Annotated in this window: 14 protein-coding genes; 8 read left to right on the forward strand and 6 right to left on the reverse strand. The window is 67.8% G+C overall.

The window, feature by feature from the left end; translation table 11 throughout:
• Window positions 1-48: 48 nt before the first annotated feature.
• The 3 genes from ACFPJ1_RS07430 to ACFPJ1_RS07440 form a co-directional block, all read right to left on the reverse strand.
• Entirely contained in the window at window positions 49-1,020 is a 972-nt protein-coding gene (locus tag ACFPJ1_RS07430) for a sigma-70 family RNA polymerase sigma factor (protein WP_380102312.1), read from the reverse strand.
• Window positions 1,005-2,048, reverse strand: a complete 1,044-nt coding sequence (gene trpD / locus ACFPJ1_RS07435; RefSeq protein WP_380102313.1) for an anthranilate phosphoribosyltransferase — start codon at window positions 2,046-2,048, stop codon at window positions 1,005-1,007. The genes ACFPJ1_RS07430 and trpD overlap by 16 nt, the downstream gene beginning before the upstream one ends.
• Before the next feature lie 164 nt (window positions 2,049-2,212).
• Window positions 2,213-3,106: an SDR family NAD(P)-dependent oxidoreductase gene (locus ACFPJ1_RS07440; protein ID WP_380102315.1), complete on the reverse strand. Its 894-nt coding sequence runs from the start codon at window positions 3,104-3,106 to the stop codon at window positions 2,213-2,215.
• A gap of 100 nt (window positions 3,107-3,206) precedes the next feature.
• Here ACFPJ1_RS07440 and ACFPJ1_RS07445 point away from each other — a divergent pair, with 100 nt between their 5' ends.
• Window positions 3,207-4,061 carry a helix-turn-helix transcriptional regulator gene (locus ACFPJ1_RS07445; RefSeq protein WP_380102316.1) on the forward strand — a complete coding sequence of 285 codons (855 nt, stop codon included), beginning with the start codon at window positions 3,207-3,209 and terminating at the stop codon, window positions 4,059-4,061.
• Window positions 4,062-4,082: 21 nt separating this feature from the next.
• Here the strand turns inward: ACFPJ1_RS07445 and ACFPJ1_RS07450 are convergent, their stop codons facing one another.
• Window positions 4,083-4,469: a glycoside hydrolase family 16 protein gene (locus ACFPJ1_RS07450; protein ID WP_380102318.1), complete on the reverse strand. Its 387-nt coding sequence runs from the start codon at window positions 4,467-4,469 to the stop codon at window positions 4,083-4,085.
• A gap of 468 nt (window positions 4,470-4,937) precedes the next feature.
• On the opposite strand from ACFPJ1_RS07450, the gene sigJ reads away from it, so the two are divergent.
• The 4 genes from sigJ to ACFPJ1_RS07470 all read left to right on the forward strand — a co-directional run bounded on the left by sigJ (window position 4,938) and on the right by ACFPJ1_RS07470 (window position 8,797).
• Complete coding sequence (gene sigJ, locus ACFPJ1_RS07455) at window positions 4,938-5,816, forward strand: RNA polymerase sigma factor SigJ (protein ID WP_380102320.1); 879 nt, start codon at window positions 4,938-4,940, stop codon at window positions 5,814-5,816.
• Between the two features lie 365 nt (window positions 5,817-6,181).
• On the forward strand, window positions 6,182-6,715 hold the full coding sequence (locus ACFPJ1_RS07460) for a helix-turn-helix domain-containing protein (RefSeq protein ID WP_380102321.1): 534 nt from the start codon (window positions 6,182-6,184) through the stop codon (window positions 6,713-6,715).
• A 12-nt stretch (window positions 6,716-6,727) separates the two neighbouring features.
• Window positions 6,728-7,303, forward strand: a complete 576-nt coding sequence (locus ACFPJ1_RS07465; protein ID WP_380102322.1) for a PIN domain-containing protein — start codon at window positions 6,728-6,730, stop codon at window positions 7,301-7,303.
• 168 nt (window positions 7,304-7,471) lie between these two features.
• A complete protein-coding gene (locus tag ACFPJ1_RS07470; protein WP_380102323.1) occupies window positions 7,472-8,797 on the forward strand; it encodes an FAD-binding oxidoreductase in 1,326 nt (441 codons plus the stop codon).
• Window positions 8,798-8,888: 91 nt separating this feature from the next.
• On the opposite strand, the gene ACFPJ1_RS07475 is transcribed toward ACFPJ1_RS07470, so the two are convergent.
• Window positions 8,889-9,764: a VldE C-terminal domain-containing protein gene (locus ACFPJ1_RS07475; protein ID WP_380102324.1), complete on the reverse strand. Its 876-nt coding sequence runs from the start codon at window positions 9,762-9,764 to the stop codon at window positions 8,889-8,891.
• Window positions 9,765-10,412: 648 nt separating this feature from the next.
• Here ACFPJ1_RS07475 and ACFPJ1_RS07480 point away from each other — a divergent pair.
• The 3 genes from ACFPJ1_RS07480 to ACFPJ1_RS07490 all read left to right on the forward strand — a co-directional run bounded on the left by ACFPJ1_RS07480 (window position 10,413) and on the right by ACFPJ1_RS07490 (window position 11,592).
• Window positions 10,413-10,844 (forward strand): enoyl-CoA hydratase-related protein, encoded by a 432-nt coding sequence (locus ACFPJ1_RS07480; protein WP_380102325.1) that lies wholly within the window; start codon window positions 10,413-10,415, stop codon window positions 10,842-10,844.
• A 144-nt stretch (window positions 10,845-10,988) separates the two neighbouring features.
• Window positions 10,989-11,144 (forward strand): DUF6131 family protein, encoded by a 156-nt coding sequence (locus ACFPJ1_RS07485; RefSeq protein ID WP_380102326.1) that lies wholly within the window; start codon window positions 10,989-10,991, stop codon window positions 11,142-11,144.
• A 97-nt stretch (window positions 11,145-11,241) separates the two neighbouring features.
• The gene (locus tag ACFPJ1_RS07490) at window positions 11,242-11,592 is read left to right on the forward strand and encodes a YciI family protein (protein WP_380102328.1); all 351 of its coding nucleotides are present in this window, start codon (window positions 11,242-11,244) and stop codon (window positions 11,590-11,592) included.
• Between the two features lie 20 nt (window positions 11,593-11,612).
• Here ACFPJ1_RS07490 and ACFPJ1_RS07495 read toward each other — a convergent pair whose 3' ends face one another.
• Entirely contained in the window at window positions 11,613-12,299 is a 687-nt protein-coding gene (locus ACFPJ1_RS07495) for an alpha/beta fold hydrolase (RefSeq protein ID WP_380102330.1), read from the reverse strand.
• Window positions 12,300-12,304 lie beyond the last annotated feature (5 nt).

A 12,304-nucleotide genomic window follows, 5' to 3' on the forward strand; every position in this document is an offset into this window, starting at 1 on the left:
ACCACTAGAACCCGGCTCGGCGCCGAAACTCATCGCCGCGCACGAAACTCATTCCGCCAGCGACGACGGCAGCCCGAAGGAAGGGAAGTCCGCCTCCAGGAACGAGACCACCTCGGCGATCGACGAGCCGCGCAGCCTGATCAGGTCGAGCCCGGCCGGCACGTACCGCCCGTCCGCCCACAGGTAGGTGCCGAACGCGAGCTGCCCGTTCGCCCGCGCCGGCAAGAACCGCCAGCGGTCCTGCAGAGGCCCGTCCACCAGGAACCCGCGGATCCCGTCGTGCCCCTCGAACCACAGCGGCAACGGCGGCATCGAGTACTTCGCGTCGTCCGTCAGCAGTTCCACGATCGCCTCGATGTCCCCGGCCTCCCAGGCAGTGATGTACCGCCGAGCCAGGTCGCGCTGCTCCGCCTCACCGAGCTTTTCCAACGTCACCTGCTGAGTGGAGTCGGGCAGTGCGCCGGACACGACCTTGCGGGCACGCTGCAGCGCACTGTTCACCGCAGCCACGGTGGTGTCGAGCAGGTCAGCTACCTCAGCCGCCGCGAACGCCAGTACGTCGCGTAGTAGCAGTACTGCGCGCTGCAGCGCCGACAAGTGCTGCAGCGAGGCGACGAACGCGAGCTCGACACTCTCCAGCGCAAGCACCCGAGCCTCCGGACTCAACTGCGCAGTCCAGGCCAACCGCTGCTCCGGGTACGGCTCCAGCCATACTGTCTCCGTCTGGGGAGCACTCAGGTCGGTCGGGAGCTCCCGGTGACCCTTGCGCTCGATCAGCGTCAGGCAGCGGTTCGTGGCGATCTTGTAGAGCCACGGCCGCAGCGAAGTCCCCTCGAATCTCGCGAGGTTGCTCCACGCGCGGACCAAGGTCTCCTGCACACAGTCCTCGGCGTCGTGGTCGGACCCGAGCATCCGGTAGCAGTGCGCGTGCAACTCGCCCTGCAGCGGTCCAACCAGCTCCCCGAAGGCGGCCTCGTCTCCACCTCGCGCCGCCTCCAACAGCTCTACGCCTTGATCCACCGCTCCAGTGTGGCGGCTGCCAGGCCACTGTCGACCGCATGGACACATCGCTCCAGCCAACCGGCCAACTGCTCAACCAGCGGCTCACCAGTCAGTCCGACGGTTGCTACAGCCGCAGCTGCATTAAGCAGTACTACGTCCCGCACCGGCCCGGGCTCTCCTTCAAGCACCGACCGGGCGATCCTCGCATTGGTCGCGGCATCACCACCCCGCAGGTCGGACGACGAGCACAGGGGGATCCCCAGCTCGCGCGGATCAACCAGCACCTCAGAGGTAGTGCCGCCGCGAACCACCCACACTCGTGAAGATGTAGTAGTGGTCAGCTTGTCGAGGCCGTCCTCACCCCGGACAACCAAGGCGGAACCACCTCGCGCGGCGAGGACGGACGCGATCACCGGCTGCATCCGCGCGTCGGCGACTCCCACCAACTGGTGTCGCGGATCCGCCGGGTTGATCAACGGGCCGAGCACGTTGAACGCCGTCGGCACGGCCAGTTCACGCCGTACTGCGGCCACGTGCCGCAGGCCCGGGTTGAACCTCGGCGCGAACAGATAGGTGATCCCCGCCGCGGCGACGGCTCGTAGTACTGCCGAGGGAGTGAGGTCGAGCGGGATGCCGAGGTGTTCCACCAGGTCGGCCGAGCCGCCGGTCGTCGACGAGGCGGCCCGGCCTCCGTGCTTCACCACCGTGACACCGGTGGAAGCTGCCACGATCGCGGCCATCGTGGAGATGTTCACCGCGCCAGTCCCGTCGCCACCCGTCCCCACGATGTCGACGAACGGACCTGGGATGGCGATGGGTGTCGCGTGCCGGCGAAGGGCCTCGGCGAGTCCCGCGATCTCCTCCGGCGTCTCGCCCTTGGCCCGCAGGGCGACCAGGAATCCCGACACCTGCGCGGAGGTCGCCGTACCGCCGACCACCTCGTCCATGGCCCACCAGGCGTCGTCAGCCGAGAGGTTGTGCCCATTCAGCAGGGCGGAGATGATCCCGGACCAGGTGCGATCCGCAGTACGGACTGTTGTTTCCATGGGTCATCCTCGGAGTGCTGGGCCCCGACGAGGGTGGTGCGAAAGCAACGGCCGCCTCGTCGAGGCGGCCGGTTGATTCGCGTGAGCGCAGGAGCAGGGGCCGCCTAGTCGGCGGGCCACCAGCTGCTCAGACGCGTGCTCACAGCGGAACCATAGCAAGTCCGTCAGCTGATGAACCCGGTGGCGAGATCCCAGAGCCGTACGGCGTTGGCTGGGTCGAGGGCGAAGGGAGCGACGCCACCGCCGAACATCACGGGGGCTCCGGTCAGCACCTCTGCCTCGTTGCAGTCCTCGAAGTAGCGGCCGCCGATCCCGTCGAGCAGTGGGGAGGCTGCGGCCAGGACGGAGGTCGCCGCACCCTGCTCGACGGTCTTGCGGCGCTCGACCGGAGTACGGAGGCCGCCGGTGTGCTGCTGCAGGTTGGTGGCGATCGCGCCGGGGTGTACGGCGTTGGCGAAGATGCCCTCATCGGACCAGCGCCGAGTCGCCTCGACCGCCAGGAGCGCGGTGGCCGTCTTCGAATCGGCGTACGCGCCGATCGGGTGGTACGGCCGGTAGATCCAGTCGAGATCGTCGAAGACCGGCGGCCCGAACTGGTGCGCGTTCGAGCTGAGCGAGACGATCCGGGCGCCTCCGGCCGCGGCGAGCGCGTCGTGCAGGCCGACGGTGAGGGCGAAGTGGCCCAGGAAGTTGACCGCGAACTGGAGTTCGTGGCCTTCCGGCGTCCGGGTGAGCTCCGGGACGGCCATGATTCCGGCGTTGTTGACGAGCATGTGGAGCGGGCCGTCCCAGTCGGCGACGAAGGATCGGACGGAGGCCAGGTCGGCCAGGTCGAGTCGCGCCACGGAGACGTTCTCGTTGCCGATCGCCGTGGCCGTTTGCTTGCCCGCGTCAACGTTCCGTACTCCGAGCACGACCTCGGCACCCGCCGCGGCCAGGGCGCGAGCAGTCTCGACGCCGACGCCGGACGTGGCTCCGGTGACAAGTGCGCGTTGGCCGGCCAGCTCTACGCCGGCCAGTACTTCGCTCGCGGTTGAGGTGAATCCAAAGGGGGTCATGCTTCGAGGGTGCGTGCCGTGCGGATCCGTAAGAAGGCTCTGTCGACACTGGTACCGGCAGGGACAGGATGAGCCCGCGCGGCGCCTCTACTCTGGAAGCGTGAGCAACCTCGGCGAGTACCTGAAGGTACGTCGCGAACGGCTGCGCCCGGAGGACGTCGGCCTTCCGAGCGGCAGCCGCCGACGCGTACCGGGGTTGCGGCGCGAGGAGGTCGCGCTGCTGGCTGGGATCAGCGTCGAGTACTACCTGCGACTGGAGCAGGGGCGGGACCAGCATCCGTCGGAGCAGGTGCTCGAGAGCCTGGCTCGTGCGCTCCAACTCGACAACGACGCCGAGATCTACCTGAAGAAGCTGGCGAATCCGGCGAAGCCTGCCCGCCGTCGTCCGTCACGCCCCGAGCATGTGAGCGCCGGGGTCAGTGGGCTGATCGACAGTTGGCCGACGACACCTGCGCTGGTGCATGGGCGGTACATGACCACGCTCGCGGCGAACTCCATGGCCATTGCCCTCAGCCCCTTTTTCGCGCCGGGCGTGAACATCTTGCGGGCGGCCTTTCTCGAGCCGGAGATGCGGGAGCTCTACCGGGACTGGGACGAGATGACCGCGAAGGCCGTTGCGTACCTGCGGTCGGTGATCGTGCCGGTGATGGACGACCCGCGGGTGATGGAGTTGATCGGCGAGCTCAGCCTGCACAGCGACCGCTTCCGGACGTTGTGGGCCCGGCAAGACGTCCGCCAGAAGACGAGCGGCCGCACCCGCCTGAACCACCCGCAGGTGGGGGAGCTCGACCTCCACTACGAGAAGCTCGCCCTGCCGGGAGCACCCGGCCAGATGCTGATCACCTACCACGCGGAAGTCGGCTCGCCGTCGCACGAGAAGCTGGAACTCCTTTCCCACTTGGCAATTCCCCGGTCCGACCGCGCCAGGCCGGAGATCGAAGCCGCAGCAGAGTGAGTGGTGTCGGCTTGTTGGATTTCAGCGGTAGCCGCGGATGTAGTCGATGACGAACTCCGGAGTCGGCGGTTCGCCGATCGACCCGTCCGGGAAGTCGAAGGCCGCGACCATCAGCTGCAGCGGATACGCCGGCGGCTGTGGACAACTGCGGATCAGGTGGCCGTCGACGAAGAAGTCGGCGCGCTCGGCGGACCACTCCACGCCGTACAGGTGGAAGTCGGTGATGTCGATGGGCAGCCGAACGGCCTTGAAGTTCTCCTTCACCGCAGGGTCGCGGAACGGGTGCAGGCCCATCCCGACGGCGGTCGACTTGCCGGGCACGATCGCGTTGCCGAACATCTCGGTCACGCAGATCTCGGCGCAGCGCTCCGGGCGGTCCTCCAGTCCGACCATCCACAGGGCGACCATCGAGCGAGGCGAGACGACGCCCCGGGCGCGGAGCTCGAGGTAACCGCCGTCCGGGGTCCAGCCCCAGAAGGGCTCCTGCTCCTCGCGGACGACCAGCCCGTCGCGGTACGGCTGCTGACCGATCGTGCTGCCGACCGTCCCGGAGAAAGTTGCCCGACTGGATCCCAGACACCCGCATGGGCGGCGAGTGGTCGTTCTCGCACCACAGCGCGTGGCCGGGCGGAATCGTCAGGTGCAGGCAGGAGTCGCGCAGCTCGTACTGCGCTGCCGTGGCCGCGCGCGAACTCCAGTGCGGCAGGTAGTGCGGCAGCCAGACGGCCGGGTCCAGCTCCGGACCGTCGAAGTCGTCCTCGAAGACCAGTCGGCGTTCGGCCATGGACCCATCATCGGCGCGCGGCCCCTGGCTGTCACATGATGGGGCTCTGAACCGTCAAGGTATTGACGGATCGCGACGGGAGATTGTGACCAGTGGACCAGCACGACCAACTCGCGGAGAAGTTCGAGGAGAACCGCACGCAGTTGCGCTCGGTTGCGTACCGGATGCTCGGTTCGGTCAACGAGGCCGAGGACGCGGTGCAGGAGGCCTGGCTGCGGCTGAGTCGATCCGACGTCAGCGAGGTCGCGAACCTGAGCGCCTGGCTGACCACCGTGGTGTCCCGGGTCTGCCTCGACATGCTGCGCACCCGCAAGTCCCGGCGTGAGGACCCACTGGAAATCTTCGTCCCCGACCCGATCGTGAGCCCGCTGGATCCCGAGGAGGAAGCCGTCCGCGCCGACTCGGTCGGGCTGGCGATGCTGGTCGTGCTGGAGACGCTGGCACCGGCCGAGCGACTCGCGTTCGTGCTGCACGACATGTTCGCGCTGAGCTTCGACGAGATCGCCGAGATCGTCGACAAGTCCCCGGCCGCGACCCGCCAGCTCGCCTCCCGCGCGCGCCGCCGCGTCCAGGGCGTCCCGGTCAGCGACGGCGATGTCGGCCGGCAGCGCGAGGTCGTCGACGCCTTCCTCGCCGCCTCCCGCAGCGGTGACTTCGAGGCCCTGCTCTCCCTCCTCGACCCCGACGTCGTACTCCGCGCCGACGCCGGTACGACGCCTGCCGACCCCACCTCACCGGCCGTCTCCAAGCTGGTGCGCGGCGCGCTCGCGGTCGTCGAGCAGGCCCTCATGTTCACCAGGCTCGCGCCCTACTCCCGCCCAGCCCTGGTCAACGGCACCCCCGGCGTTATCACCGTCGTCAACGACCAACTCCTGGGCGTCATGGCCGTCACCACCCACAACGGCAAAATCACCGAAATCAACATCCTCGCCGACATTCCCCGCCTCCAATCCCTCCCCATCCCCGCCTAACCCAGGTACTCCGACCCCATGCGCCTCCTCCGTCGCCGCTCCCACGCACCCCAGGCCCGGCGCGCTCCTGCGTCGCGCCTCATCAGAGCAGCCGTGGCGGCCGTGTCCTGAAGTCACCGGCTCCGGGTCCTCTGTCGCCCACCCCAGTCCCACAGTGCGAGCAGTTCCGGCCCGCACGCGATACCCCGACCCAGCATGGCGGGCGGGCGCCAAGCTCTCCTTGACGCCGCTACGAAGCGTCGCGTCGTTGCGCCTGTGTGCAATCCGGGGGTTCGGCGTCAAGAGGAGCTTGACGAGCTGAGGTGACCGATGGGATTATCCGAACGTTGCGAAAGCAACTTCGTTTCGTTCGTACGGAGGTTGTCATGACTGCCGAACTCCTCGAGTCGCAGACCTACCTGCCCGAAGAGCAGGAGCAGATGGCGACGATCGCGAGCTTCCTTGACGCCCATCACAGTAAGACAGGCGAACGGCCCGAGCGCCGGTACTTCCTGGCGGGTGCTGAAGAGCACGACCAGATCGAGGTTCCCGAGGCGCTTCACAGGGTGCTTGTTCAGGCCGTGGCGGCACTCCGCGCGGGAAGAGCCATAACGATCTCGCCGACAATGCCGAAGCTCACGACTCAGCAGGTTGCAGATCTGCTCGGCGTCAGCCGGCCCACGGTGGTTCGCCTGATCGATAACGGCGAGCTCGCCTCCGAGAGGATCGGAAACCGTCGAAAGGTGTTGCTCAAGGACGCCCTGACTTACCGCGACGCGCGCCGGCAGCGGCAATACCAGGCGATTGCCGACACGTCAGTCGACGTGAGCGAGGACGAGGATGCCGCGGTAGTGAACGACAGGCTCAAGAGGATCCGGAAGCAGCGGGCCGAGCAGCGGCGGCGAAGCGCCAATCTCTGACAGGATCGAGGAGTGTTCCCCGCACTCCTCGATACCTGCGTCCTGTGGCCCAGCAAGCAGCGAGACTTCCTGCTCAGCCTGGCCGTCGTAAACCTCTATCGACCGCTATGGAGCGCCGCGATCCTCGAGGAGCTGCAGTACTGCGAGATCGAGAAGCTCACTGGGAAATATGGGATCCCGCAAGCTGAGGCGGAGTCCCGGGCTGCTCGCCTCATCGAAACGATGCGCGACCACTTTGACGACGCCGAGGTTCAGAACTGGGAGCCCTACGACGGTACGTTCGGGCTCACAGATCCCAATGACGAGCACGTGATCGCTGCCGCGGTAGCAGGTCACGCCGGCGCCATCGTGACCGACAACTTGAAGCACTTCCCACCCGACAAGGTCCCGCCGGGCATCCAGGTCATCGCACCTGGCGAGTTCGCCGCGAACACCGTCGCCGTCGCGCCACAACTCGCGCTCCAGGCAGTGACCACCCTCACCGCGCGGTTTAAGAAGCCGCCTATGTCGGTGGACGAGTTCCTATCCGTCCTCCGTGAGAGGTACGGGATGGATGAAGCGGTCGAGCTGATCAACGACGTCCGCTAGGTGAAGGATCCCAGGCCGGGACTAGGAGGCGTAGGTCTTGGTGACCACCTGGTTGTTGGTGGACAGGCGGTGGGTATGGGTCACGAGAAAAGTTTGCCGGAGCGTGTCCATCTGAGGCGATCTCCTTCGACGTGTTGGTAGAGACCAGACACGGCTAGGGAGTTCGACATGACCACGCAGGCGATTTCCACCCCCGACGTCACCGGTTGCGATGTCGTGGCCGGGCTGCTCGGAGCCGGCTTCAACGGTGCGATCCACCGGCCCGGCGACGCGGAGTACGACGTGCAGCGACGGTCGGTGATTCCGACGGTCGACTCGCGGCCGCTGGTGGTCGCCGAGGCGCACCACCGGACCGACGTACAGGCGGCCGTGCGTACGGCCCGGGAGTTCGGCCTACCGCTCGCGGTGCAGGCGACCGGGCACGGTACCCGGATCCCGGCGGACGGCGGCATCCTGCTCAAGACCTCGGCTATGACGTCCGTGCTGGTCGATCCGCAGCGCATGATCGCGAAGGTCGGCCCGGGCACCCGCTGGGGCGCTGTGATCGATGCGGCGGGCGAGTTCGGCCTGGCGCCGCTCGCGGGTTCGTCGCGGGACGTCGGCGTCACTGGCTACACCCTGGGCGGCGGACTCGGCTGGCTGGCCCGCAAGTACGGGTTCGCGGCCGACAGCGTGATCCGCGCCGAGGTCGTCACCGCCGACGGCCGGGTCGTCACCGCCAGCGCGGACGAGCATCCGGACCTGTTCTGGGCGATCCGCGGTGGCAGTGGCAACTTCGGCATCGTCACCTCGCTCGAGTTCCGCCTGTACGCCGTTCCGGTGGTGCACGCCGGCATCGTGTACTTCGGGATCGACCGCGCGGCCGAGACGCTGAGGTTCTACAGCGACTGGTCCGCCACCATCCCGAACGAGCTGAGCACCGCGATCGTCCTGACGCGGATCCCCGACGCGCAGGCGTTCCCCGAGGCCGTCCGCGGCACCCGTGCCCTAGCGATCAAGGCCCTGTACTCCGGTGAGGCCGACCTGGCTGAGCACCTCCTCAAGCCGTTGTTCGAGGTGGCCGGGCCTGTGCTGGCAGGCGAACTCCGGACGATGCCGTTCGGGGAGTCCGCGATGGGCGGCACCCCGGCTCGGTACCTGGATTTGGTCGATACGCTCCCGGACGACCTGATCGACGAACTCGCCCAGCTCACCGGTGACTCGGCGCCGACCGTCGAGATCCGCCACTGGGCCGGCGCGATGGCACACCCGGGCCCGGGCGCGGGACCGGTCGGGCACCGCGACGCGACGTACTCCGTGATCATCGACCAGGAGGTTCCCGACCTGGCTCCGGTACTCCGGACGACCGGCCGGACCTTCGTGAACTTCCTGGCCGACCCGGCGCGCGCCGCGACGGCGTACGCGCCGGCCGATCTCGACCGGCTCCGCTCAGTCAAGCGGGCCTACGACCCCGACAACTTCTTCCACCTGAACCACAACATCCGCCCAGCCTGACGAGACCTGCTGACGACGCGGAACGGCCCGGACTCGAAGATCGAGGCCGGGCCGTTCCGTGCGCGATGCTCAGGTGGTGAAGAGGTGTTGCTCAGGCGGTGCCGGAGTTGCCGTACACCGTGACGTGCACGTGGTCGTAGTGGTTCGCCGTCGTGCTGCCACGGTCCTCCATCGCACGCCAGCCTTCGCTGCCGCGCTGGACCGTCCAGATGTGCTGCTGCCAGATCAGTTGGCTGACGCCCATGGCCTTGCTGTTGGACTTGAGCCAGTCGGCGATCTCCTGGCCCGTCTGGCCCGTGACCATGATGTCGAGCGCGTGGCCGCTGGAGTGCTCGCTGCCGCTGTCGCCGCTGCGGAGCCCGCCGTACGAAGTGACGGAGGGGAACAGGTGGCAGATCGCGCGGTGCACCCGGATCGCGTCGGCCGTCAGGCCGGACTCGACGCTGGAGCCTGACGCGCAGGCGGCCTGGGAGGGGGTGCCGGCAGTGCTGGTCGCGGCCGGCTTGGTCGCCGCTAGGTACTGCGCCTTGACCCAGCGGGAGACGCCGTCGCGGACGATCTGCGCCCAGATGCCGTCGATCTCGCCGGTGACGGAGACCTTGCTGCCCTTGTCCAGCACCGTCAGCAGGGTGCCGGTGCCACCGGCCGTCGACCAGACGTTCACGTCGGTGGTGGTGTATTTGCTGCCGATGATCTTGAGCGGCTTGACGACGGCCGCGGCGCGGGTCTTCGCGGAGGTCGGCTTGGGGATCGGTGCTTGTTTCTTGAGGTGCTTCGCGACCGGCGGCGCCTTGGGCTTAGGAGCCGGCGCCGGGGTCGGGGAGAGGTCGAGCGAGGGGCGGAGGGCGTCCCGGCTGGTTTGCGTCTCACGCTGCAGCTGCAGGGGCGAGCTGGCGGTAGGCGCATCCGTCGCGGGGGCCTGATCGGCGGAGAATGCTCCTGCCGACCCGGTGGCCAGGAGGGCCACCGCCGCACCGGGTATCGCAACCTTCACGATGCCGGGGCGGATCACCTTCGGGCGCGGTTGACGGTGCCGCGCCTGTCTATGCCGTCCTTCAGCCACTTGGAGAACCACCCAATCTGCCGAGATCAAAACGTTATCGACGCGGAGGAGTCAAGCACACATCCCGGCGGGTCTCACAACTGGCGCCCACTTTTAACGTATTGCGAACATGGCGCACGCTCAGCGGCATGTGCACCGGCCACTGAGCGTGCGGAGGTCGGCACGCTCACTAGGGGTGCTCCGCACGCTCAACTTGATGGCTCTGCACGCTCAACCGGATGGGTGCTGACGCTCAGCCGGATGAGTCCGCGCGCTGAGCGTGATGCGTCCACATGCTGGGCGTGGTGTGATCTCGGCAGCGGCGTGGTTGGCCGCGCTCTGCTTGACTGCGGCTCATGAGCGACCTCGGATTCAGTGTCGACGCGGGGCCCGTCGCGACGCTCGTGATCGACCGGGTGGACAAGCGCAACGCGCTCACCCGGGCGATGTGGGAGGTGCTACCGAGCCTGCTCGCCGACCTCGCCGCCGACCCGCAGGTCAAGGTACTGCAGGTCTCCGGAGCCGGGCCGACGTTCTCCCGGACACTGCATCGGCGGCGGCCTGGAGATCGCGGTGAACTGCGACTTCCGGTTCGCCGCCGAGGATTCCACCTTCGGCGTGACGCCCGCCCGGATCGGAGTGGTCTACCCGCCGGCCGCGATCAAGGTGCTGCTCGACCTCGTCGGCCCGGCGACCACGAAGTACCTGCTCTTCAGCGGCGAACTGCTCGCCGCCACCGAGGCGTTATCCAAGGGCCTGGTCGACCGTGTCCTCCCGGCCGCCGACCTCGACACCGAGGTAGCCACCTTCGCCAGCACCCTGGTCTCCCGCTCCCAGCTGACAATCCGCTCGGCCAAGGAGACGGTCAACGCCCTCCTGTCCGGCGAAGACCCCAACCCAGCCGCCCTCAAGCGCTACCAGGAAACAATCACCACCGGCGAACTCCACGAAGGCACCAAAGCCTTCACCGAGAAACGCCTTCCGGTCTTCCCGTGGGCCAACTGACACGCGCCTGACTCGCCGGTACGCCGGGTGAGCTGTGGCTGCCGTGGGTGCTCGGAGATCGCTGCGATTACTGACGATTAGGGGTGGGCACTGGAGTCGACGGCCGCCAATTCCGCCCGGCGGCGTACTCAGAAGGAGGGCTTCATGCTCATTCTCGGACTGATCCTGCTGTTGCTGGGATTCTTGTTGAGTGTCCCGGTCCTGTGGACCATCGGCATCGTCCTGCTCATCATCGGTGCTGTGCTGTTCCTGTTGGGATCGACCGGTCGTGCTGTCGGGGGACGCCGACACTGGTTCTGATCGTCTGAGGAGACGGGCCCCGCGAGCTTCTGGCTCGCGGGGCCCTGTTCTGCTCGTGGGCCGGTTCTGTCGGAGGGGCTGGTTACGATGCGCCGGTATGAAGTACCTCGTGATGATCTTCGGCAATGCCGACGACTCCTGGACCGGGTCCGAGCAGGACCGGCAGGGGTTGCGTGACCTGATGATCTTGAAGGACGAGCTCGCCGCGACCGGCGAACTGGTCAGCGCGGAAGGGCTCACCTTTCCCAGCCAGGGCAGGATCGTGCAGATCCGCGACGACGTGCGGGTCGTCACGGACGGGCCGTTCGGCGAGGCCAAGGAACAGATCGCCGGCTTCTTCATGATCGACACCGACGACGACGAGCGGGCCCAGCAGATCGCCGCCAAGGTCTCCGCCGTGGTCGGCGACCGCGTCGAACTCCGCGGCACAGTCCTCACCGCGCCCTAACGCCTTCAGCACTGGAGACCTCAGCACCAGCGGAGGATCACTTCGGCGAGGGCATCCGGCCGGGTGATCATCGGCCAATGCCCGCTGGCGATCGTGTCGACGTCGAAACCAGGTGTCTCCGCCGGCTCACCTGGATCGTTGGCGCACGCAACGTACGTCCTCGCCACCTTCTCCACCCCGCTGAGATCGACCGGCGCCGGATCGGTGTACGTGCCGATCGGCTGCGCGGTCCCGCGCGCCCGCAGGTACTCGCGATCCTCCGGAGTCAGCCCGTGGTCGCCGAACACCAGATCCAGCAGCGCATCCGTCATCACCGGGATCTGGCCATTCACGACGGTCTGCCGGATCGCCCCCTCGGTCTCCGGCCCCGCCACCTCGAACAACGTCTTCCCCGCCACCGGCAGCACCCCGCCGATGTAGACCACTCGCGCGATCCGCTCCGGGATCCGGCTCGTCGCGATCGTCGCCGGAGCACCCGCGTACGAGTGCGCTACCAGCACCACGTCCCGCAGGTCGGCGTACTCGATCGCGTGCACGATGTCGTCCGCGTTCAGGTTGAGCGTGGTCTCGGCGGAAGCCAGGTGATACCTGTCGCCGGTCCCGGTCAAGGTCAACGGCAGCGCCCGCTGCCCGGCTGCCTCGAGCAGCGGCGTCACCTTCTCCCACGCCCAGCCGCCGAGGAACGAACCACCTACGAGGACGATCATCTGCT

The organism is Kribbella qitaiheensis, from assembly GCF_042657745.1.
GTDB classification, from domain to species: domain Bacteria; phylum Actinomycetota; class Actinomycetes; order Propionibacteriales; family Kribbellaceae; genus Kribbella; species Kribbella qitaiheensis.

Bases quoted from the DNA above. Each gene is read 5' to 3' on its own strand.
- trpD (WP_380102313.1), bottom strand. From the start codon at position 2,048: ATGGAAACAACAGTCCGTACTGCGGATCGCACCTGGTCCGGGATCATC.
- ACFPJ1_RS07440 (WP_380102315.1), bottom strand. From the start codon at position 3,106: ATGACCCCCTTTGGATTCACCTCAACCGCGAGCGAAGTACTGGCCGGC.
- ACFPJ1_RS07450 (WP_380102318.1), bottom strand. From the start codon at position 4,469: ATGGTCGCCCTGTGGATGGTCGGACTGGAGGACCGCCCGGAGCGCTGC.
- ACFPJ1_RS07460 (WP_380102321.1), top strand. From the start codon at position 6,182: ATGACTGCCGAACTCCTCGAGTCGCAGACCTACCTGCCCGAAGAGCAG.
- ACFPJ1_RS07470 (WP_380102323.1), top strand. From the start codon at position 7,472: ATGACCACGCAGGCGATTTCCACCCCCGACGTCACCGGTTGCGATGTC.
- ACFPJ1_RS07485 (WP_380102326.1), top strand. From the start codon at position 10,989: ATGCTCATTCTCGGACTGATCCTGCTGTTGCTGGGATTCTTGTTGAGT.
- ACFPJ1_RS07490 (WP_380102328.1), top strand. From the start codon at position 11,242: ATGAAGTACCTCGTGATGATCTTCGGCAATGCCGACGACTCCTGGACC.
- ACFPJ1_RS07495 (WP_380102330.1), bottom strand. From the start codon at position 12,299: ATGATCGTCCTCGTAGGTGGTTCGTTCCTCGGCGGCTGGGCGTGGGAG.